The organism is Sulfitobacter sp. SBS6, assembly GCF_048285585.1.
Taxonomy (GTDB): Bacteria; Pseudomonadota; Alphaproteobacteria; order Rhodobacterales; family Rhodobacteraceae; genus Sulfitobacter; species Sulfitobacter pontiacus.
The window spans coordinates 433,311-452,547 of record NZ_JBLWBA010000006.1; the positions used below are offsets into that span (position 1 = coordinate 433,311).

The window sequence follows — 19,237 nt, forward strand, 5'->3', positions numbered from 1 at the left end:
AGCCCCCGTACCCCCGGGATTTTGAACCATTTGGAAAAGAGGATCACGCGATGAAATTGCAAGATCTTGAGATTATCGTCACAGCGCCCCCTGCCCCCGGTTGGGGCGGGCGCTATTGGATATTGGTCAAGCTGACCACGGATACCGGCATTGTGGGCTGGGGCGAATGCTATGCGGCGTCGGTTGGGCCGCAGGCCATGCGCGCGGTGATCGAGGATCTTTTTGCACGTCACATGCAGGGCGAGAATCCCGAAAATATCGAACTGATGTACCGCCGCGCCTATTCATCAGGCTTTACGCAGCGACCCGACCTGACCGTCATGGGCGCATTTTCGGGTCTGGAAATCGCCTGCTGGGATATTCTGGGCAAGGATCGGGATCGTCCGGTCTATGCCTTGATCGGCGGCAGGATGAACGAACGCGTGCGGGGCTATACCTATCTTTATCCGCTGCCGCATCACGATATGACCGCCTTCTGGACCTCGCCCGAGATGGCGGCGGAATCGGCGCTGGACTGTGTGGCGCGGGGCTATACCGCGATCAAGTTCGATCCGGCGGGGCCCTATACCATGCGCGGCGGGCATATGCCGGCGATGACCGACATCTCGCAATCTGTCGCCTTTTGCAAAGCGATCCGCGCGGCCGTTGGCGACAAGGCCGATCTGCTGTTCGGCACCCACGGGCAATTCACCACCGCAGGCGCAATCCGGCTGGGACAGGCCATCGCGCCCTATAGCCCGCTCTGGTACGAAGAGCCGATCCCGCCAGATGCGGTGGAGCAGATGGCCGCCGTGGCGCGTGCCGTGCCGATCCCTGTCGCGACCGGAGAGCGGCTGACCACCAAGGCCGAGTTCGCGCCGGTGCTGCGGTCCGGGGCGGCGGCGATCCTGCAGCCTGCCTTGGGGCGTGTCGGTGGTATCTGGGAGGCCAAGAAGATCGCCGCCATGGCAGAGGTCTATAACGCGCAAATTGCGCCGCATCTTTATGCGGGCCCGGTGGAATGGGCGGCCAACATCCATCTGGCCACGTCGATCCCCAATATCCTGATGTGCGAATGTATCGAGACGCCCTTCCACGACCAGTTGATCAAGAGCACGATCAAGGTGGAGGACGGGTTTATCACAGCCCCCACCGCAGCCGGTTTGGGGCTAGAGGTGGACGAGGCATTGGCCCGCGCGCACCCGTACACCGGTAACGGGCTGCACCTGGAAATGCAGGAAGCGCCTTGTGATTACGTCAACGGGAATGCGTTTGAAGGGGGGGCACCGTCGGTCAAATCCTGACGGGTCCGGTGGTATGAGGGGGCCGAAGCCCCCTCTGCCAGAGATTTAGAAGAACGCCTGCAGGCCGGTCTGGGCGCGGCCCAGGATCAGCGCGTGCACGTCGTGCGTGCCTTCATAGGTGTTCACCGTCTCAAGGTTCATCATGTGGCGGATCACCTGGAATTCGCCGCTGATGCCGTTGCCGCCGTGCATGTCGCGGGACATGCGGGCGATGTCCAGCGCCTTGCCGCAGTTGTTGCGCTTGACGATAGAGATCATTTCCGGCGCGGCGTTGGCATTGTCCATCAGACGGCCCACTTGCAACGAGGCTTGCAGGCCAAGCGCGATTTCGGTCTGCATGTCGGCCAGCTTTTTCTGGAACAGCTGTGTCTGCGCCAGCGGTTTGTTGAACTGTTTGCGGTCCAGCCCGTATTGACGCGAGGCGTGCCAGCAGAATTCAGCGGCCCCCAGTGCGCCCCAGCTGATGCCATAGCGGGCGCGGTTAAGACAGCCGAACGGGCCTTTCAGACCTTCGACATGGGGCAGCAGGGCATCTTCGCCGACTTCGACGTTGTCCATCACGATCTCGCCTGTGATCGAGGCACGCAGCGACAGTTTGTTGCCGATCTTGGGCGCGGACAGACCCTTCATGCCTTTTTCAAGGATGAAGCCGCGGATCTTGCCGCCGTGCTCTTCAGACTTGGCCCAGACCACGAAGACATCCGCGATCGGCGCGTTCGAGATCCACATTTTAGAGCCGGTCAGCTTGTAGCCGTTGGCGGTTTTCACCGCACGGGTTTTCATGCCCGCAGGATCAGAGCCCGCATCAGGTTCTGTCAGGCCAAAGCAGCCGATGAATTCGCCGCTGGACAGTTTGGGCAGATACTTCATGCGCTGCTCTTCCGAGCCATAGGCGTAGATCGGATACATGACGAGGCTGGATTGCACGGACATCATCGACCGATAGCCGCTGTCCACACGTTCCACTTCGCGCGCGACCAGACCGTAGGAGACATAATTGCCGCCCAAGCCGCCGTATTGTTCGGGCACGGTGACACCCAGAAGGCCCATGTCGCCCATCTCGCGGAAGATCGCGGGGTCGGTGGTTTCATTGGCGAAAGCGTCGATCACGCGGGGCTGCAGCTTTTCCTGCGCATAGGCGCGCGCGCTCTCCTGGATCATGCGTTCGTCTTCGGTCAGCTGTTCGTTCAGGCGGAACGCATCCGCCCAATCAAAGCTACCCATGTCGGGGGCGTCTTTGGCTTTCAATACGGGCAATTCGGTGCTCATGGTATGTCCTCCTCGGGGTTCGGATTTGGGCGCAGTATTGCAAAGCTCGGCGGCAATGACTATCGCTGGTTACTCCTGAACCTATGAGTCAAAGTCATATGATTGCCCCGCGTCGCTTCCTTCCGTCGGTCAACGCCCTGCTCGCATTCGAGGCAGTGGCACGCTTGGGCAGCGCCACATTGGCGGCGCAGGAACTGTCCCTGACGCAAAGCGCGATCAGCCGGCAGCTCAAGACGCTCGAGGCGCAGTTGAATGTGGCGCTGCTGGATCGCCAGGGGCGTCAGCTGGTACTGACAGAGGCGGGAAAAAGCTATGTAATTCAGGTGCGTGACGTGTTGAACAGGCTGGCTCAGGCCTCCATCACCGCGCGCACCAACCCGATTGCGGGGGCGCTGAACCTTGCTATTCTGCCGGGGTTCGGCATGCATTGGCTGGCCCCGCGGCTGCGCGACTTTGCCCAGTCCCACCCGGAGGTGACGGTGAACCTCAGCACGCGGCTACATCCGTTTTCCTTCCAGAACAGCCCCTATGACGCTGCAATACATTTTGGCAAGGAAGACTGGCCCGGCGTGCGCTATTTGCCGCTGATGCCCGAGACGGTGGTCCCCGTCTGCGCGCCCGAGCTGCTAACCGAACCGCTGGAGGATCCCAGCCAGATCCTGCGCTATGCGCTGCTGCATCTGGATACCCGCCCGCGCGGCTGGTCGCGGTGGCTGAGCGCCCTTGGTGTCACGCAAGAACCCCCTGCCGGCATGATGTTCGACCAGTTCTCAACCATGGCGCAGGCGGCGGTGCACGGGTTGGGCGTGGCGCTGCTTCCTACCTTTTCCGCCGAGCCCTATCTGCGCGACGGGCAGCTTGTGCTGGCATCAACGCAGACGACACAGAGCATCGGGAATTACTACCTCGTCTGGCCCGAGGACCGTGCCGAAACCGCGGCCTTGCAGTCGTTCAAGACGTGGCTCGACGGGCAAACGGGTCAGGTTCTTTAGCATAGGCCAAGGTTCTGAGGCATATCCGCCCTATTTCCGCCGCAATCCTGCATTAGCACACCCTTCATCAGTTTTAGGGGGGGGGCCCCTTTTGAAAGGGAGCATCGATATGCCAATTTCACTTACCAAACTCATTTCTGCTGGCGCGACAGCGGTCACACTTGCGGCTGCCACCGCAGCGACCGCGCAAACCCATGACGTCGTGATCTTTGACGACGCCTTCTTTCCTGCCGTGATCTATGTCGACGCCGGGGACGAGCTGCGTTTTGTCAACAACGCCAGCGCCGCGCGCAACGTCAGCGCGGGTGACGGGTCGTGGTCATCCGGCACGCTGGAAACCGGCAGCAGCTTTAGCCAAACGGTAGAGGCAAACAGCCAAGTGACCTTTATCGGCACGTCGCTTGGGGAAAACCCCAAAAGCTACTCCGGCGAGATCAGCTTTGACCCCGCACCGCTGAGCGAGTGATCGGGTCCATCCCTGCGCTTGTCGCAGGTGCTTGAAATAAAAACGGCGCGCCCCTGTTTCCAGCGGCGCGCCGTTTCGCGTTGATATGGCGATGTGGCTTACTTCACCGTGATGCGGCCATCGGTATAGGGCGTATAGGCCCCGTTGGCGGCGATGAATTCAGCCGTCACATCCGCCAGATCGGGACCGTAATCATAGGCGTTCTGCGCAGAGGTAAACGGCGCATAGCCGTCGCCGCCATTGCGCACATAGTTGTTGGACACGACCCCATAGGTCTTTTCGGGATCAAGCGGCATGCCGGATACGGTGACATCGCTGATGCGGCTGCCCGGCTCGGCGCTGGTGTCCACGGTAAAGGTCATGCCCGCCACTTGCGGGAAACGACCTGCGACCTCTTCGATCTGGCTCACGCCATTTTCCAGCGCCTCTACCAGTGCCGCACCGGTGACCTGAAAGGTCGACAGGGTGTTCTGGAACGGCAGCACCGCCAGCACTTCGCCCATGGTCACCTCTCCGGCGTCGATGGAAGAGCGCAAGCCGCCGCTGTTCTGGATCGCGACCTCGATCCCCTGATCCGCCACACGGGCCAGCATCGCATCGGCGACGAGATTGCCCATCTGACATTCCTGCACGCGGCAGACCGACCGGTCGCCCTCGATCGGCTCGGTCGTTTCGGCGACGACCTTGCTGCGCAGTTCTTCCAACGGTTGGGCCAGCTCGCCGATACGGGCGACGGTGGTCTCGTCCTCTGCGACGCCTGCGTCGATCAGGATCGGATCGCCCGAGGCTTCCTTGATCTTACCCTCGTCATCGAAGGTCACGTTCAGCTCGCCCAGATATTTACCGTAGGCATAGGCCTGCACAATCGCCGTATCCTTGACCATCGTCGGATAGGCCCCTTCGGCTTTTTCATCGGTATTGGACAGCAGCGTATTGGTGTGCCCGCCGACGATCACATCAACACCTGTGGTATTCTCGGCGACCATCTGGTCAACCCCATAGCCCGAGTGGCTGAGCACGATGATCTTGTTGATACCCTGCGCGGTCAGCAGATCGACCTCGCCCTGCACGGCAGCCACGGAATCGGTAAAGACGACGTTGTCTCCGGGGCTCGACAGTTCGTGGGTGTCTTCGGTGGTCAGTCCGATCAGGCCGATCTTTTCACCGCCACGCTCGATCACGGCAGATTTCGCCAGCTTGTCCGCCAGCAGCGGTTCGGCAGAGACATCGGCATTCGACATCAGGATGGGAAAGTCGATCGCCTCCATGAAACCGGCAAGCACTTCGGGGCCATCGTCGAATTCGTGGTTGCCCACAGTCATGCCGTCATAGCCCAGCATGTTCATCATCTCGGCTGCCATCTTGCCCTTGTAGTGGGTGTAGAACAGCGAGCCCTGAAACTGGTCCCCGCCGTCGACCAGCACATAGTTGTTGGTGCGCGCCTTGGCGTCCTTGATCGCGTTGACCAGCCGTGCCGTCCCGCCAAAACATTCACCGGCGGTATTGTCCTCGGCGGAACAAGGGCCATCGTATTTGCTGATCGGTTCAAACCGCGCGTGGAAATCATTGGTGTGCAGGATGGTCAGACTATAATCCGCCGCTGCCATGCCCGAGGTCAGCGCAAGCGCTGCCGTGGCTGTCAGGAATCGTTTCATGATGGGTCCCCCTTTGGGTTGAATTATGCACCTATGGTGACCCCCAGTTTGCCCCCTTGTCAAAGACCATCTGAGCGCAAACCCGCCCTTCCCCAAGGTCACCGCCCTGCGCTGCGGCAAAGCGCACAGCCCTTGACCGTTTGCACCGACCAAGGCATCACAGCGGCTATGTTGATTTACAAAATTTTCCGCTCCGATGAATGGCACGCCCTGCGCCGCGACGGCTCTACCACGGGCGCGCCGGTTGATGTCGCCGATGGCTATGTGCATTTCTCGACCTCTGAACAAGCGGCTGAAACCGCTGCGAAACACTTTGCCGGTGAGGCAGACCTGTTTCTTCTGGCCGTAGAGACCGACCGCCTTGGCGATGCGCTGAAATGGGAGGTGTCGCGCGGCGGTGCCGAGTTCCCGCATCTGTACCGCATGCTCATGCTAGAGGATGTGGTTTGGGCCCAGCCCCTGCCCTTGCTGAACGGGGCGCATGAATTTCCCGCTGGCTTTAAGGAAGCTGAATGATGACAGGATATATCGACCCGGATCGCGCACAGTTCGACGCCTTCAAGGGGCTGGACCGCGACACGCCGCTGAATATGGTGAACCTTGTCAAACTGCGCGACAAGGCAGCCTACCCCGACGATCACGCGCTGGCCGCCAAGGCGCTGACAGGGGCCGAGGCCTATAAAAATTACGGCGCGGAAAGTGGGCCGGTGCTGGCGGATGTCGGCGGATCGATCCTGTGGCGCGGCCAGTTCGAGGTGACGCTGATCGGCCCCTCGGACGAGGATTGGGATGTGATGTTCATCGCACAATACCCCAACGCCCATGCCTTTTTGCAGATGATCTCGGACCCGCGGTACAAACAGGCGGTGGTTCACCGTCAGGCCGCGGTTGTGACATCGCGCCTGATCCGCAGCGCACCGCTGCCCCTGACGGATGAATTTGCATGAAGCGCATGGCCGAGCAGCTGGGGCTGCGCGCCCTGCATCAGGTTGACCCCGAAACGGCCCATGGTCTGGCGATCACTGCGCTGCGGCTTGGCTTGGCCCCGACACCCGGTCCGGTCACATCGAAACGGCTGAAAACCTCGCTTGCCGGGATGAGCTTGCCCAACCCTGTCGGCCTTGCCGCGGGGTTTGACAAGAACGCCACCGCCGTCGCGCCGCTGTCCAACGCGGGTTTCGGCTTTATCGAGGTCGGGGCCGCCACGCCCCTGCCCCAACCCGGCAACGACAAACCCCGACTGTTCCGCCTGACCGAGGACCGCGCGGCGATCAACCGCTTTGGCTTTAACAACGAAGGCATGCAGGCGATCTGCACGCGACTGGCGCGCCGCGGCGCGGGCGTGCCCGTGGGGCTCAACCTTGGGGCCAACAAGACCAGCACCGACCGCGCCGCCGATTTCGCCCGCGTGATGGAGCTTGCCCGCGATCACGTGGATTTTGCCACGGTCAATGTATCCTCGCCCAATACCGAAAAGCTGCGTGACCTGCAGGGCAAGGCCGCCCTCGCAGCACTTCTGGCCGGCGTGATGGAGGTGCGCGGCGATACGCCCGTGTTCCTGAAAATCGCCCCCGACCTCACCGAGGCGGAGATCGCCGATGTGGCCGAGGTCGCCAATGACGCAGATGTTGCCGCGATCATTGCCACGAATACAACGCTGGACCGCACCGGCCTGAAGAACGCGCAGCGTGACCAGATGGGCGGGCTGTCGGGCGCGCCCCTGTTCGAAAAATCCACACGCGTGCTGGCGCGACTGTCGACGCTTACCGATATTCCGCTGGTGGGCGTCGGGGGCATCAGCTCGGCCGAGGATGCCTATGCCAAAATCTGCGCAGGCGCTTCGGCGGTTCAGCTTTATACGGCGCTCGTCTATAGCGGGCTGTCACTGGCGGCGGATATCGCCAAGGGGCTCGACAAACTGCTGAAGCAGGACGGCTTCGATACCGTGGCCGATGCCGTGGGCAGCAACCGCAGCGCTTGGCTTTGACAGGACGCACAGGCGGAGATCGGGGCGCTATCCGCGCGACTTCGCCCCGACCCTGCGCGGGCGGGGCCTATCCCGCCGCACGCTCCAACGCGGGGTAGCGCAGCGCCAGCGTGACCCCTCGCGCGACAAAGGACACCAGCAGCGAAATCCACAGCCCGTGGTTGCCCAGCCACGGCACCAGCAGCGCCGCACTTGCACAGTAGATCACAAAAGACACCGCCATCATGTTGCGCATGTCCCGCGACCGCGTGGCCCCGATAAAGATCCCGTCCAGCATCCATGACGCCCACCCCAGCAGCGGGGCCGCGACCATATAGGGCAAGAACACCCGCGCCTCTGCGCGCACAAGCGGGGCCGTGGTCATGAGGTCGATGATCATGCCCCCGCCCCATGCGAAGCCCACGGTCATCAAGGCACAGGCCAGCAGACCCCAGCCGCTGGTCAGCACCGCGCCCCGTCGCAGGACATCACGCTGCTTGCCGCCCATGGCCCGCCCGACCAGCGCCTCGGCCGCAAACGCGAAACCATCGAGCGCAAAGGCCGTGATCATCAGGAATTGCAATAGCACCTGGTTGGCGGCGAGCTTTACATCCCCCAACCCCGATCCCAGAAACAGGAACGAGACGAACACCGCCTGCAACAGAAGCGACCGCACAAGGATGTCGCCGTTGACCTTCATCATGTTGATCCAGCGCGGCCCGTCGAACACCTGCGCCCAGTCCCGCCATGCGGGCACTCCAAAAGCCGCACGGCAGAACCACAGCCCAAGCGCCGCACCCGACCATTCCGCCAGAAAGGTCGCGATGGCGACGCCCTGGATCCCCCAGCCGAGCCCCAGCACGAACCACAGGTCCAGCGCGATATTCAGCCCGTTCATCCACAGTTGCACCACCAGCACGGCACGGGTGCGTTCCTGCGCGATCAGCCAGCCGGTGATCGCGTATATCGCAATAGCCGCCGGGGCGGACCAGACGCGGATCCCCATATAGGACCGGGCGAGGTTTTCGACCTCTGCGCTGGCCGGAGAAACCTGAAACGCCGCCCAGAACAGCGGTATCTGCAGCATCACCAGCGCAAGGCCCGCCAGCCCGCCGATCAGCAGCCCGCGTGTCAGCAGTGCCGCAACCTCTGCCGCGTCGTTGTTGCCTGCCGCCTGCGCGGTCAGCCCGACGGTGCCCATCCGCAGAAATCCGAATACCCAGTAGAGCGATGACAGGATGATCGCGCCGATGCCCACGGCTCCGATAGGGGCCGCCAACCCGATCTGCCCGACGACGCCAGTATCCACCGCGCCCAAGATGGGCACGGTGGCGTTGGAGATAACAATCGGGATGGCGATATTCAGCACGCGGCGGTGGGTCACCACGTCTTTCGCGGATAGTTTGCCTTGGGCGACGGCGCTGACTTCGCCCTTGGGAATCGCGTCAGTCACGGCGTTGGGGCATCAGGAAATGGCCCGTTGCCTGCGCGAAAAGCTTGCTGCGGTTGTCCTGCCATGCCTCGACATGCACCGAGGCATAGCGCCGCCCCGACCGGTTGATCCGCGCGCGCGCATAAGCATCGCGCGGCAGGCCCGAGCGCAGGTAATCGACGGTAAAGTCGATGGTCTTGGGCAGTCGTGGCAAATGCGTTGCATCCATCTTGTCGACGGCCAGCGCACCGGATTCAAGATCCTCCCACAGGTATTCCCAGCTGAGCGTGATGATCGACGTGACCTCAAGGAACGAGGCCGTGACCCCACCGTGCAGCGCCTGCAACAGCGGATTGCCGATCAGCTTGTCGGAAAACGGCAGAACGCCGGTCAGCTCGTCGCCGCGGCGGTCGAACTCGATCCCCAGAAAGCTGATGTAGGGCACGCCGTCGACCAGCGCGCGCAGTGCCGCATCGCGACGCTTTTTGACGACCTGTACCGCCTCTGGTTTGCTCCGTGTGCTCATCGTTTGCCCTCCACCGTGAAACTGCCGGTGGCGGTGGCGACCGGGCTGCCGTCTTCTTCGTCCTGTGCCGTGGCGCGCACAAAGGCGACATTCCGCGTCACGTGATAACATTCCGCCCGCGCCGTGATCCGTTGGCCGGGCACAGCCGCGCGCAGATATTCGATGCGCAAATCAATCGTCGCCGTCCCGCCGGGATTGCTGGGGTGGCTCATCACCGCGGCCCCGCAGCAGGTATCCATCAACGCCGACACGGCCCCGCCATGCAAGACACCTGTGCGCGGATCGCCGATCAGCCGTTCATCATAGGGCATGTCGATCACGGCGACGCCACCGTCCAGCTCTTGTAGCTCCATCCCCAGGGCACCGCTGTAAGGCAGCGCCGCGATGAACTGCTTGGCGATGCGAAGTTTGTCTGACATTTTTTACTTCCTTGGCGTTATTCCCCCCATATCAACCGAGCGGCCAAGCAAGAGCAACCCCAGTGTTGCGCTTGGAAAGTGAACCGCATAGTTTCCGAACTTGAGGAGACCAAGATGACAGACAAACGCCTGAACTTTAAAGAAATGTGTGCGGAGTTTGACGTCACGCCGCGCACGTTGCGCTATTACGAGTACATTGAACTGCTCCACCCCGAGCGCGAAGGCCGGTCGCGCAGCTATGGCGCGCGGGAAATCGCCCGCATGAAGCTGATCATGCGGGGACGCAAGTTCGGGTATTCGCTGGAAGGCATCCGCCAGTGGCTGCTGATCTATGAAAACGAAGGCACCGAAGCGCAAATGCGGGCGTGGGTCGTGAGCGCGGACCGCCAGTTGGGAGAGCTGGCAGAACAGCGCAAGCAGTTGGACGAAGCCATCGAAGAGCTGCAAAAATCGCGCGACGATACAGAGGCCGCATTGGCCAAGCGCGACTGATATTTGTGTAGCGCCTTGGGTTTACGGGGCGCTACCATATCTGACAGCCGCTGGCTGGAGGGTGCCGTCGTTGGCAGCATCAAGCTATGGTATGAGAAATCGATGCGATGCGGGCTGGCTTACGCCTGTCGCGCGGCCATCCGACCCATCACATCGGAAAGACGGGTCAGGTCTGCGGCTGTCACAATCAGCTCCGACAGTGAATCAGCGTCGAGACAGGCAGCAAATTCATACGCCACGTCTTCAACAAGCTTGGCCGCATCCTTGAGCCCCCGCGATGCAGAAGACGCGGAAATCACCGGCCCTTGTGCAAGATCATAGGTATTCGGTGTTGTTGAGGGTTTCGGGGGTTTGTTCTGCGCCACGGCCTGTCCACTTACAGTTGAGAATTCGCCACGACTATGCGTCCGACAGGTGATGCGCACGTCCCGTAAGTGCGCGACATCCGGTCACGCTCCCTGCATTACGAAAGGTTATCCAGCGACGGGTCGATCAGGCCAAAGGCCAGCCCCCGCACCGCCGCGCGAGTCCGGTCGGTCACATCCAGTTTGCCAAACAGACGCCGCATGATCGTATCGACCGTGTGTCGCGACACCCCCATGATCTGCGCGATCGAGGTGTTGCTCTTGCCGCGCGCGATCCAACGGAGCAATTCCAGCTCGCGCGGGGACAAGCGCCGATTGGGTGCAGCAGGGCCTGCCACAAGCGCGCAAAACCGCATATGGGCAAACTGGCTGGCGACGTGCAGGTCCAGAACCTCTGCATCAGTCGGGCGCGGCCTGTCGGGGTGAAAGCCGATACTGACCAAAGCATTGCGCGCCTGTGGCCCAAAGACCTGACAGACCAGCCCATCGGCAAAGCCAAATTCTCTCGCTCTGTTCATGTAGGCTTTCTGCTTTTCGGTCAAGGTGGTCAGCTGCGGCAGGTCACGCCAGAAGAACGGGGTGATCTGTGAGGCCGCGAAGGAGGGAAAAGGATCGTCCAGATACAGGTGCTCTTCGGTATACATCCGGTGAAACTCTGCCGGGATACCGATCGCGACAGCCCCAAAGCTAGAGTCCCCAAGCGATTGCACATCAATACTGTGATAGGTGACCGTGCGAAAATCCTGCGCTTTGGCAAAGCGTTGCACCAGCAGCCATAGCGCCGAAACGCTGCTGACCTCGCGCAGACACTCTGTGAATAATCGCGGATCCATATCCTCGGACATATCGCCCCCCCGGCCGATAAAACTTGCTCCCCCACACCACTTAGTCGGCGCGAGATACCTATCAATGACTGCCTCGGGAAAATCCTCGCCGGGTTACGCAGATTTACTCAACGTAAAGCAAATGTTTGACGTAGCGTCCAAGTTACGTAAGCTTGTTTCTGGGTTATACCGCTCCCAGTTTAGGTGAAGTTGACCGTTCTACAGCAGTGATAGAATAGCGAGTAACTGATATGTCCAACACTACTATGACCATCCGCGAGATGTGCACCGCCTTCGATGTGACCCCGCGCACCTTGCGGTTCTACGAAGCGAAAGAACTGCTTTTCCCCGAACGTCAGGGACAAAAGCGCCTGTTTACCAAACGGGACCGTGCGCGGCTGAAACTGATCCTGCGTGGCAAGCGCTTTGGCTTCAGCCTCGAAGAAATCCGCCAGTTGCTGGACCTGTACCACATGGGCGACCAGCAACAGACCCAATTGGCGCGCACCTATGACATCGCGCGCGAACGTCTGGCCGACCTCGAAGCACAGCGCGAGGATCTGAACAACGCCATCGACGACCTGCAGAACCAGTTGAAATGGGGGGAGAAAATGATCGCCTCCATCAACAGCGCCCGCAACGCGGCAGAATAGGCCCGCAGTCCGGCGCACCCGAACACCTGATACACCGACCTAGATATACTGACCAAACGACGGCCAGATGGCCAAGGGAGAACACCACATGCCGAGCTACACCGCCCCGATCAAGGATATGCAATTCGTCCTGCACGACGTGCTGAACGTCACCGCGTCGTCCACCCCCGGTTACGACGAGCTTGAGGCGGATTTCACCTCTGCCATTCTGGAAGAAGCAGGCAAGCTGACCTCCGAAGTCCTCGCTCCGCTGAACGTGGTGGGTGATCAGGAAGGCTGCCGTCTGGAGAACGGCGTCGTCTACACCCCCAAAGGGTTCAAGGACGCCTTTGCGAAGGTCAAGGAAGGCGGCTGGACCGGTCTGGACATGCCAGAGCAATACGGCGGCCAGAACATGCCCTATATCCTCGGCACCGCCGTGGGCGAGATGTTCTCGGCGTCCAACCAGGCGTTCACCATGTATCAGGGCCTGACCCACGGTGCGGCCTCGGCGATCCTCGCCCACGGCTCTGACGCACAAAAAGATACATATCTGCCCAACATGGTGTCCTGCGAATGGACCGGCACCATGAACCTGACAGAGCCCCACTGCGGCACCGATCTGGGCCTGATGCGCACCAAGGCAGCGCCACAGGAAGACGGCAGCTATAAGATCACCGGCCAGAAGATCTTTATCTCGTCCGGTGAACATGACATGGCCGATAACATCATCCATCTGGTGCTGGCCAAGATCGAAGGCGGCCCCGAAGGTATCAAGGGCGTATCGCTCTTCATCGTGCCCAAGTTCATGGTCAAGGAAGACGGCTCGCTTGGCGAACGCAACGCGGTGTCCGTCGGCTCCATCGAAGAGAAGATGGGCATCCACGGCAACTCTACCTGTGTGATGAACTATGACGGCGCGGTCGGCTACCTGCTGGGTGACGAACACAAAGGCATGCGCGCGATGTTCACCATGATGAACGAAGCCCGCGTGGGCGTCGGCATGCAAGGTCTGGCGCAGGCCGATGTGGCCTATCAGAACGCACTGGCCTACGCCAAGGACCGCCTGCAAGGCCGTGCCGTCACCGGGACAGAGCACCCCGACAAGCCTGCCGATCCGTTGATCGTCCACCCCGATATCCGTCGCAGCCTGATGGAGCAGAAATCCTTTGTCGAAGGGGCGCGGGCGTTCATCCTCTGGGGGGCCAGCCTGATCGACGCGGCGCACCGCGCCGATGACAAGGATGCCGACGGGCTTGTCTCGCTGATGACCCCCGTCATCAAAGGCTTCCTGACCGACATCGGCTATGACATGACGGTCAAGGCGCAGCAGGTCTATGGCGGCCACGGCTATATCGAGGAGTGGGGCATGTCCCAGTTCACCCGCGACGCCCGTATCGCCATGATCTACGAAGGGGCCAATGGCGTTCAGGCGCTGGACCTCGTGGGCCGCAAGCTGGCGCAGGACGGTGGCAAACACGTCATGGCCTTCTTTGATATGGTCAAGACCTTCATCAAGGAAAACGCGGGCCAGGACGCCGAGTTCGACGCCAGCTTTATGGAGCCGCTGAAGGCGGCCAGCAAAGACCTTCAGTCGGCGGGCATGTACTTCATGCAGAACGGCATGAAGAACCCCAACAACGCGCTCTCGGGGTCGAATGACTTCATGCATATGTTCGGGCATGTCTGTCTGGGCCTGATGTGGGCGAAAATGGGTCTGGCCGCAAAGAAAGCGCTGAAAGATGGCACCGGCGACGCGTCCTTCTACGAGACCAAGCTGGCAACCGGCCGTTTCTACATGGCCCGTCAACTGCCCGCGACTTCGCTGCACCTCAAGCGGATCGAAACCGGCGCGGATACTGTGATGGCGCTGGACGCGGCAAACTTCTAGGTTGCACCGGGGTGGGGACATCCCCCACCCCGATGCTGACTGAAAGGACGCCCGATGCCCAAACGTTTCCGCCTGACCCGCCGCTTCCCTGTCGCCATGACCGAAGACGGCTACCGCCGCCTGAAGAAATTCGCGGCAGAGGCCGGATTGGATGAAGGCGAAGCGCTGTCGTTTCTCTTCGAGAACTTCAACAGCGTGATCGACGAAGAGAACCTGACCGCGCGACTGCGGCTGTTCAACGCGGAACTGGACGGACGAAAGAGGTAGCACAGCACCACACCCCGAACGCCCTGCCGAACCCGACCCTTCGGGGAGAGTTTAAGGGGCAAAATGAAGCGCAAACACCCTGCCCTGATCCTGCGATCAGCACGACCAAAGCAGGGCTTCACTTTGCACGCGGCTCAGCTCTCCAGCCTGCCGCGCGGGGGTTGAATACGACAGGATGATTAGTAACTGATTAACGCAAACCCGCGCATCTTCATTTTGCCGGATAAACTCCACGGGGGTGTGGGGGTGTGAAACCCCCCCGGGACGACCATCGACACACAGGACTTGAGGGAGGGTTCAGATGACCATCAAACTGCATTGCTTCGGCGAAAGCGGAAACGCCTATAAGGCGGCGCTTGCGCTGCAGCTGTCGGGGCTCGACTGGGAGCCGGTGAAAGTTGATTTCTTCGGCGGCGAAACCCGCACGCAGGATTACCGCACGACGATCAATAACATGGGCGAAGCGCCGGTGATGATTGATGGTGACATCCGTCTGACCCAATCCGGCGTGATCCAGGATTATGTCTCGGAACAATCCGGCAAATTCGGCGGGGGCAATCCCGAAGAGCGCCGAGAGATCCTGCGGTGGGTGCTGTGGGACAACCACAAGCTCAGCTCGAACGCCGGTATGACGCGTTTTTTGATGAACTTCCTGCCCGAAGACAAGCAGCCCAAAGAAGTCATCGGCTTTATGCAGGGGCGTTTGTCTGCTGCCTATGCCGTGCTGAACGACCATCTGAACGGCCGCGACTGGATTGTCGGCGACGGGATCACCAACGCCGATCTGAGTTGCTGCGGCTATCTGTATTACCCCGAGCCTTTCGGCTTTGTCCGCAAGGACTGGCCCCATATCGACGCGTGGCTCACGCGTCTGAGCGACACACCGGGCTGGAAAGCCCCCTACGACCTGATGCCCGGCAGCCCTGCTGACCGCGCCTGACCCAAAGGGAGACACCACATGACCGAAGCATATATCTACGACGCCCTGCGCACCCCGCGTGGCAAGGGCCGCAAAGACGGCGCCCTGCACGAGCTGACTTCGTTGCGCCTGTCCGCGCTGACGCTCAATGCGATGAAAGAGCGCAACAACCTTGAAGGCCACGCCGTCGAGGACGTGATCTGGGGGAACGTGACCCAGGTGATGGAACAGGGCGGCTGTCTGGCGCGCTCTGCCGTGCTGGCATCCGATCTGGATGAGCGCATCCCCGGCCTTGCCATCAACCGTTTCTGCGCCTCTGGCATGGAAGCTGTGAACCTTGCCGCCAACCAAGTGCGCGGCGGCGCGGGCATGGGCTATATCGCCGGTGGCGTTGAAATGATGGGCCGCGTGGCCATGGGCAGCGACGGTGCTGCGATTGCCGTTGACCCTTCGCTCGCGATGGAGCGGTATTTCGTGCCGCAGGGTATCTCGGCTGACATCATCGCGACCGAATACGGCTTTACCCGTGACGAGGCCGACAAGTTGGCGATGCAGTCGCAGCAGCGTGCCAAGAAAGCCTGGGACGAAGGGCGCTTTGATAAATCCGTGATCGAGATCAAGGACCAGAACGGTCTGTCGATCCTCAGCCATGACGAATACATGCGCCCCCAGACCGACATGCAGTCGCTTGGGTCGCTGACCCCTGCGTTCCAGCAAATGGGCGAGGTCATGCCGGGTTTTGATAAGGTCGCGCTGATGAAATATCCGCACCTCGAGAAGATCAACCACATCCACCACGCGGGGAACTCCTCGGGCATCGTGGACGGTGCGGCGGCTGTCCTTATCGGGAACAAGGAATTCGGCGAGAAATACGGTCTCAAGCCACGCGCGCGCATCCGTGCCACCGCCAAGATCGGAACCGACCCGACCATCATGCTGACCGGCCCTGTTCCTGTGACCGAAAAGATCCTTGCCGACAATGGCATGAACATCAACGACATCGATCTGTTCGAGGTCAACGAGGCCTTTGCCGCTGTGGTCATGCGCTTCATGCAGGCGTTCGACGTCGATGAAAGCAAGGTCAACGTGAACGGCGGGTCGATCGCCATGGGTCACCCCTTGGGGGCCACCGGCGCGATGATCATCGGCACGCTGCTGGACGAGCTTGAGCGTTCGGACAAGGAAGTCGGGATGGCCACGCTTTGTATCGCCTCCGGCATGGGCGCCGCCACCATCATCGAGCGCGTTTGATGGGCGACCAGCCGCATCCTTTCCACGCCGTGGCCGAACTGGCAGCGCGGCGTGGGCTGAGGGACCTTAAGCTCGCAGAAGAACGCGGGGGGCAATATGTGCGCCTGTATCAGGCCACGCCGCCGCTGTTCTTCAAGCATCGCAACGATCCAAGCGACAGCTATGACCGCGAGCGCTTTAAGGACTTCAAACGGATACTGCTAAGCGAGGAAGACTGCGACAAAGGCCCCGAAGCCACCATCGCCTTGATCCGCTCACTGCTTGAAAAATTCGCTGACTATACGCCTCAGCGCTCGTAACACACTCCAAATCAGGGAGAGATTTAAATGACCGATTTCACCATGAAGACAGACGCCGACGGCGTCGCCATCATCACCTGGGACGTGCCCGGAAAATCCATGAACGTCATGTCGATCGAGGGCCTGTCCGAGCTGGACAGCATCATCGACACGGTCCTGTCCGACGACGCCATCAAGGGGGCCGTGATCACCTCTGGCAAGGACGGGTCCTTTGCCGGTGGTATGGACCTGAACCTGCTCGCCAAGATGCGCGAAGACGCAGGGGACGACCCCGCACAGGGGCTGTTTGACGGCACGATGAAAATGCATGCCCTGCTGCGCAAGATCGAACGCGCGGGCATGGACGCCAAGACCAACAAGGGCGGCAAGCCGATTGCCTCTGCCCTTCCCGGCACTGCCGCGGGCATCGGGCTTGAACTGCCGCTGGCCACGCACCGCATCTTTGTCGCCGACAACCCCAAGGCGCGTATCGGTCTGCCCGAGATCATGGTCGGTATCTTCCCTGGCGCGGGCGGCACCACCCGTCTGGCGCGCAAACTCGGCGCGATGGCCGCATCGCCCTTCTTGCTGGAAGGCAAGATGGTTGCCCCTGCCGCCGCGAAATCTGCCGGTCTGATCGACGAAGTTGTCGCTGATCCGGTAGCCGCCGCGAAAGAATGGGTGCTGAATGCCAAGGATGCGGACATTCTGAAACCCTGGGACGCCAAGGGATACAAGATGCCCGGTGGTGCCCCCTATCACCCTGCAGGCTTCATGACCTTTGTCGGGGCCAATGCGATGGTCAACGGCAAGACCCAAGGTGCCCTCCCTGCGGCCAAGGCCCTGCTGAGCGCCGTATACGAAGGCTCGCTAGTGCCGTTTGATACCGCGCTGAAGATCGAGGCGCGATGGTTCACCAACATCCTGCTGAACCCGTCCTCCTCTGCCATGATCCGGTCGCTGTTCCTGAACAAGGAAGCGCTGGAAAAAGGCGCGGTACGTCCCGAAGGTGTTGCCGATCAGCGCGTCAAGAAACTGGGCGTTCTGGGGGCTGGCATGATGGGTGCGGGCATCACGCTTGTGTCCGTGCAAGCCGGGATCGAGGTCGTGTTGATCGACCAGACCCAAGAAGCCGCCGACAAGGGCAAAGCCTATTCCGCCAGCTTCTTTGACAAGGGCATCGCGCGCAAGAAATCCACCGAGGAAAAGAAAGCCGCCGCCCTTGATCTGATCACCGCGACCACCGATCTGGACGCGCTGAAAGGCTGTGACCTGATCATCGAAGCCGTCTTCGAAGACCCTGCCGTCAAAGCCGAGATGACCAAAAAGGTCGAAGCCGTGATCCCCGAGGATTGCATCTTTGCCTCCAACACCTCGACCTTGCCGATCACCGAGCTGGCCAAAGCGTCCAGCCGCGCGGATCAGTTCATCGGCATCCACTTCTTCTCGCCCGTCGAGAAAATGGCACTGGTAGAGATCATCAAGGGGGCCGAAACTGGCGACCGCGCGGTGGCCAAATCGCTCGACTATGTGCGTCAGATCCGCAAGACGCCGATCGTGGTCAACGACGCGCGGTTCTTCTATGCCAACCGCTGCATCATCCCCTATGCCAACGAAGGCGCGCGGATGATCACCGAAGGGGCGGCACCGCAACTCGTCGATCACGCGGCACAGCTTCTGGGCTTCCCTGTGGGGCCGGTGCAGCTGACCGATGAGACCTCGATCGATCTGGGGGCCAAGATTGCCCGCGCGACCAAGGCGGCCATGGGCAATGCCTATCCTGCCAGCCAAGCGGATGATCTGATTTTCTGGATGGAAGATCTGGGTCGTCTGGGCCGCAAGGCGAACGCGGGCTTCTTTGACTATGATGAAAAGGGCAAGCGTCAGGGCTATTGGAAGGGGATGCACGACAAGTTCCCGCTGGCCGAGGAACAGCCAGACCTGCGCGATGTGCAGGACCGACTGATGTTCGTTCAGGTGCTCGAAGCTGTACGTGCGCTGGAAGAAGGCGTGCTGGAAGACATCCGCGAAGGCGATGTGGGTGCGATCCTTGGCTGGGGCTTTGCGCCTTGGTCCGGCGGCCCGTTCAGCTGGCTCGACATCATCGGCACGCCCTATGCCGCGGAACGTTGTGACCAGCTGGAAGCGCAGTTCGGCGAGCGGTTCAAATGCCCTGACCTGCTGCGTGAAATGGCCGAGAAGAACCAGACCTTCTATGGTCGCTTCGGGCCGGACGCCAAAGCCGCCTGAGACGGCAACGCCCGATAGAGAAAACGGAAACGGCCAGCAGATCTTGCTGGCCGTTTTGCT

Annotated in this window: 21 protein-coding genes; 14 read left to right on the plus strand and 7 right to left on the minus strand. The window is 61.1% G+C overall.

Annotated elements, in window-relative coordinates:
• The first annotated feature begins 50 nt into the window (after window positions 1–50).
• Window positions 51–1,283: a mandelate racemase/muconate lactonizing enzyme family protein gene (locus tag ACNQ62_RS10975; RefSeq protein ID WP_418094880.1), complete on the plus strand. Its 1,233-nt coding sequence runs from the start codon at window positions 51–53 to the stop codon at window positions 1,281–1,283.
• A 45-nt stretch (window positions 1,284–1,328) separates the two neighbouring features.
• Here the strand turns inward: ACNQ62_RS10975 and ACNQ62_RS10980 are convergent, their stop codons facing one another.
• Entirely contained in the window at window positions 1,329–2,552 is a 1,224-nt protein-coding gene (locus tag ACNQ62_RS10980; RefSeq protein WP_005849449.1) for an acyl-CoA dehydrogenase, read from the minus strand.
• 98 nt (window positions 2,553–2,650) lie between these two features.
• Between ACNQ62_RS10980 and ACNQ62_RS10985 the strand changes: the two genes are divergently transcribed.
• Both ACNQ62_RS10985 and ACNQ62_RS10990 read left to right on the plus strand, forming a co-directional pair.
• The gene (locus ACNQ62_RS10985) at window positions 2,651–3,544 is read left to right on the plus strand and encodes a LysR substrate-binding domain-containing protein (protein ID WP_418094881.1); all 894 of its coding nucleotides are present in this window, start codon (window positions 2,651–2,653) and stop codon (window positions 3,542–3,544) included.
• Window positions 3,545–3,653: 109 nt separating this feature from the next.
• Entirely contained in the window at window positions 3,654–4,010 is a 357-nt protein-coding gene (locus tag ACNQ62_RS10990) for a cupredoxin domain-containing protein (protein WP_005849451.1), read from the plus strand.
• Window positions 4,011–4,108: 98 nt separating this feature from the next.
• Here ACNQ62_RS10990 and ACNQ62_RS10995 read toward each other — a convergent pair whose 3' ends face one another.
• Window positions 4,109–5,665: a bifunctional metallophosphatase/5'-nucleotidase gene (locus ACNQ62_RS10995; RefSeq protein ID WP_037944716.1), complete on the minus strand. Its 1,557-nt coding sequence runs from the start codon at window positions 5,663–5,665 to the stop codon at window positions 4,109–4,111.
• A 168-nt stretch (window positions 5,666–5,833) separates the two neighbouring features.
• On the opposite strand from ACNQ62_RS10995, the gene ACNQ62_RS11000 reads away from it, so the two are divergent.
• The 3 genes from ACNQ62_RS11000 to ACNQ62_RS11010 are packed head-to-tail and all read left to right on the plus strand — an operon-like array spanning window position 5,834 to window position 7,652.
• Window positions 5,834–6,181, plus strand: coding sequence for a DUF952 domain-containing protein (locus tag ACNQ62_RS11000; RefSeq protein WP_418094882.1), 348 nt, complete (start codon window positions 5,834–5,836; stop codon window positions 6,179–6,181).
• Complete coding sequence (locus tag ACNQ62_RS11005; protein ID WP_418095012.1) at window positions 6,181–6,612, plus strand: DUF1330 domain-containing protein; 432 nt, start codon at window positions 6,181–6,183, stop codon at window positions 6,610–6,612. The genes ACNQ62_RS11000 and ACNQ62_RS11005 overlap by 1 nt, the downstream gene beginning before the upstream one ends.
• Window positions 6,609–7,652 (plus strand): quinone-dependent dihydroorotate dehydrogenase, encoded by a 1,044-nt coding sequence (locus ACNQ62_RS11010; protein WP_418094883.1) that lies wholly within the window; start codon window positions 6,609–6,611, stop codon window positions 7,650–7,652. Before ACNQ62_RS11005 ends, ACNQ62_RS11010 begins: the two co-directional genes overlap by 4 nt.
• A 67-nt stretch (window positions 7,653–7,719) precedes the next feature.
• On the opposite strand, the gene ACNQ62_RS11015 is transcribed toward ACNQ62_RS11010, so the two are convergent.
• Genes ACNQ62_RS11015 through ACNQ62_RS11025 form a run of 3 tightly spaced genes read right to left on the minus strand, consistent with a single transcriptional unit; the run spans window position 7,720 to window position 10,008 of the window.
• On the minus strand, window positions 7,720–9,084 hold the full coding sequence (locus ACNQ62_RS11015; RefSeq protein WP_260003519.1) for an MATE family efflux transporter: 1,365 nt from the start codon (window positions 9,082–9,084) through the stop codon (window positions 7,720–7,722).
• A complete protein-coding gene (locus ACNQ62_RS11020) occupies window positions 9,077–9,589 on the minus strand; it encodes a PaaI family thioesterase (RefSeq protein ID WP_064217103.1) in 513 nt (170 codons plus the stop codon). The genes ACNQ62_RS11015 and ACNQ62_RS11020 overlap by 8 nt, the downstream gene beginning before the upstream one ends.
• Window positions 9,586–10,008 carry a PaaI family thioesterase gene (locus ACNQ62_RS11025; protein WP_005849458.1) on the minus strand — a complete coding sequence of 141 codons (423 nt, stop codon included), beginning with the start codon at window positions 10,006–10,008 and terminating at the stop codon, window positions 9,586–9,588. Before ACNQ62_RS11025 ends, ACNQ62_RS11020 begins: the two co-directional genes overlap by 4 nt.
• Window positions 10,009–10,122: 114 nt before the next feature.
• Between ACNQ62_RS11025 and ACNQ62_RS11030 the strand changes: the two genes are divergently transcribed.
• Complete coding sequence (locus ACNQ62_RS11030) at window positions 10,123–10,500, plus strand: MerR family transcriptional regulator (RefSeq protein WP_005849459.1); 378 nt, start codon at window positions 10,123–10,125, stop codon at window positions 10,498–10,500.
• 119 nt (window positions 10,501–10,619) lie between these two features.
• On the opposite strand, the gene ACNQ62_RS11035 is transcribed toward ACNQ62_RS11030, so the two are convergent.
• Both ACNQ62_RS11035 and ACNQ62_RS11040 read right to left on the minus strand, forming a co-directional pair.
• On the minus strand, window positions 10,620–10,865 hold the full coding sequence (locus tag ACNQ62_RS11035) for a hypothetical protein (protein WP_005849460.1): 246 nt from the start codon (window positions 10,863–10,865) through the stop codon (window positions 10,620–10,622).
• A gap of 98 nt (window positions 10,866–10,963) precedes the next feature.
• Window positions 10,964–11,710 carry a helix-turn-helix transcriptional regulator gene (locus ACNQ62_RS11040; protein WP_418094884.1) on the minus strand — a complete coding sequence of 249 codons (747 nt, stop codon included), beginning with the start codon at window positions 11,708–11,710 and terminating at the stop codon, window positions 10,964–10,966.
• A 230-nt stretch (window positions 11,711–11,940) separates the two neighbouring features.
• On the opposite strand from ACNQ62_RS11040, the gene ACNQ62_RS11045 reads away from it, so the two are divergent.
• The 7 genes from ACNQ62_RS11045 to ACNQ62_RS11075 all read left to right on the plus strand — a co-directional run bounded on the left by ACNQ62_RS11045 (window position 11,941) and on the right by ACNQ62_RS11075 (window position 19,177).
• Window positions 11,941–12,342, plus strand: coding sequence for a MerR family transcriptional regulator (locus tag ACNQ62_RS11045; protein ID WP_037944722.1), 402 nt, complete (start codon window positions 11,941–11,943; stop codon window positions 12,340–12,342).
• 88 nt (window positions 12,343–12,430) lie between these two features.
• On the plus strand, window positions 12,431–14,212 hold the full coding sequence (locus ACNQ62_RS11050) for an acyl-CoA dehydrogenase C-terminal domain-containing protein (RefSeq protein WP_418094885.1): 1,782 nt from the start codon (window positions 12,431–12,433) through the stop codon (window positions 14,210–14,212).
• A 54-nt stretch (window positions 14,213–14,266) separates the two neighbouring features.
• On the plus strand, window positions 14,267–14,479 hold the full coding sequence (locus ACNQ62_RS11055) for a hypothetical protein (RefSeq protein WP_005849464.1): 213 nt from the start codon (window positions 14,267–14,269) through the stop codon (window positions 14,477–14,479).
• Between the two features lie 301 nt (window positions 14,480–14,780).
• Window positions 14,781–15,419 (plus strand): glutathione S-transferase family protein, encoded by a 639-nt coding sequence (locus ACNQ62_RS11060; protein WP_074634677.1) that lies wholly within the window; start codon window positions 14,781–14,783, stop codon window positions 15,417–15,419.
• An 18-nt stretch (window positions 15,420–15,437) separates the two neighbouring features.
• Window positions 15,438–16,649 (plus strand): acetyl-CoA C-acetyltransferase, encoded by a 1,212-nt coding sequence (locus ACNQ62_RS11065; protein ID WP_353627989.1) that lies wholly within the window; start codon window positions 15,438–15,440, stop codon window positions 16,647–16,649.
• Window positions 16,649–16,948 (plus strand): acetyl-CoA acetyltransferase, encoded by a 300-nt coding sequence (locus ACNQ62_RS11070; RefSeq protein WP_317938505.1) that lies wholly within the window; start codon window positions 16,649–16,651, stop codon window positions 16,946–16,948. The genes ACNQ62_RS11065 and ACNQ62_RS11070 overlap by 1 nt, the downstream gene beginning before the upstream one ends.
• 27 nt (window positions 16,949–16,975) lie before the next feature.
• Window positions 16,976–19,177, plus strand: coding sequence for a 3-hydroxyacyl-CoA dehydrogenase NAD-binding domain-containing protein (locus ACNQ62_RS11075; RefSeq protein WP_418094886.1), 2,202 nt, complete (start codon window positions 16,976–16,978; stop codon window positions 19,175–19,177).
• Window positions 19,178–19,237 lie beyond the last annotated feature (60 nt).

Bases quoted from the DNA above. Each gene is read 5' to 3' on its own strand.
- ACNQ62_RS11030 (WP_005849459.1), top strand. From the start codon at position 10,123: ATGACAGACAAACGCCTGAACTTTAAAGAAATGTGTGCGGAGTTTGAC.
- ACNQ62_RS11050 (WP_418094885.1), top strand. From the start codon at position 12,431: ATGCCGAGCTACACCGCCCCGATCAAGGATATGCAATTCGTCCTGCAC.
- ACNQ62_RS11040 (WP_418094884.1), bottom strand. From the start codon at position 11,710: ATGTCCGAGGATATGGATCCGCGATTATTCACAGAGTGTCTGCGCGAG.
- ACNQ62_RS10990 (WP_005849451.1), top strand. From the start codon at position 3,654: ATGCCAATTTCACTTACCAAACTCATTTCTGCTGGCGCGACAGCGGTC.
- ACNQ62_RS11025 (WP_005849458.1), bottom strand. From the start codon at position 10,008: ATGTCAGACAAACTTCGCATCGCCAAGCAGTTCATCGCGGCGCTGCCT.
- ACNQ62_RS10975 (WP_418094880.1), top strand. From the start codon at position 51: ATGAAATTGCAAGATCTTGAGATTATCGTCACAGCGCCCCCTGCCCCC.
- ACNQ62_RS11045 (WP_037944722.1), top strand. From the start codon at position 11,941: ATGTCCAACACTACTATGACCATCCGCGAGATGTGCACCGCCTTCGAT.
- ACNQ62_RS11000 (WP_418094882.1), top strand. From the start codon at position 5,834: ATGTTGATTTACAAAATTTTCCGCTCCGATGAATGGCACGCCCTGCGC.
- ACNQ62_RS10985 (WP_418094881.1), top strand. From the start codon at position 2,651: ATGATTGCCCCGCGTCGCTTCCTTCCGTCGGTCAACGCCCTGCTCGCA.
- ACNQ62_RS10980 (WP_005849449.1), bottom strand. From the start codon at position 2,552: ATGAGCACCGAATTGCCCGTATTGAAAGCCAAAGACGCCCCCGACATG.
- ACNQ62_RS11060 (WP_074634677.1), top strand. From the start codon at position 14,781: ATGACCATCAAACTGCATTGCTTCGGCGAAAGCGGAAACGCCTATAAG.
- ACNQ62_RS11055 (WP_005849464.1), top strand. From the start codon at position 14,267: ATGCCCAAACGTTTCCGCCTGACCCGCCGCTTCCCTGTCGCCATGACC.
- ACNQ62_RS10995 (WP_037944716.1), bottom strand. From the start codon at position 5,665: ATGAAACGATTCCTGACAGCCACGGCAGCGCTTGCGCTGACCTCGGGC.
- ACNQ62_RS11070 (WP_317938505.1), top strand. From the start codon at position 16,649: ATGGGCGACCAGCCGCATCCTTTCCACGCCGTGGCCGAACTGGCAGCG.
- ACNQ62_RS11010 (WP_418094883.1), top strand. From the start codon at position 6,609: ATGAAGCGCATGGCCGAGCAGCTGGGGCTGCGCGCCCTGCATCAGGTT.
- ACNQ62_RS11020 (WP_064217103.1), bottom strand. From the start codon at position 9,589: ATGAGCACACGGAGCAAACCAGAGGCGGTACAGGTCGTCAAAAAGCGT.
- ACNQ62_RS11065 (WP_353627989.1), top strand. From the start codon at position 15,438: ATGACCGAAGCATATATCTACGACGCCCTGCGCACCCCGCGTGGCAAG.
- ACNQ62_RS11075 (WP_418094886.1), top strand. From the start codon at position 16,976: ATGACCGATTTCACCATGAAGACAGACGCCGACGGCGTCGCCATCATC.
- ACNQ62_RS11005 (WP_418095012.1), top strand. From the start codon at position 6,181: ATGACAGGATATATCGACCCGGATCGCGCACAGTTCGACGCCTTCAAG.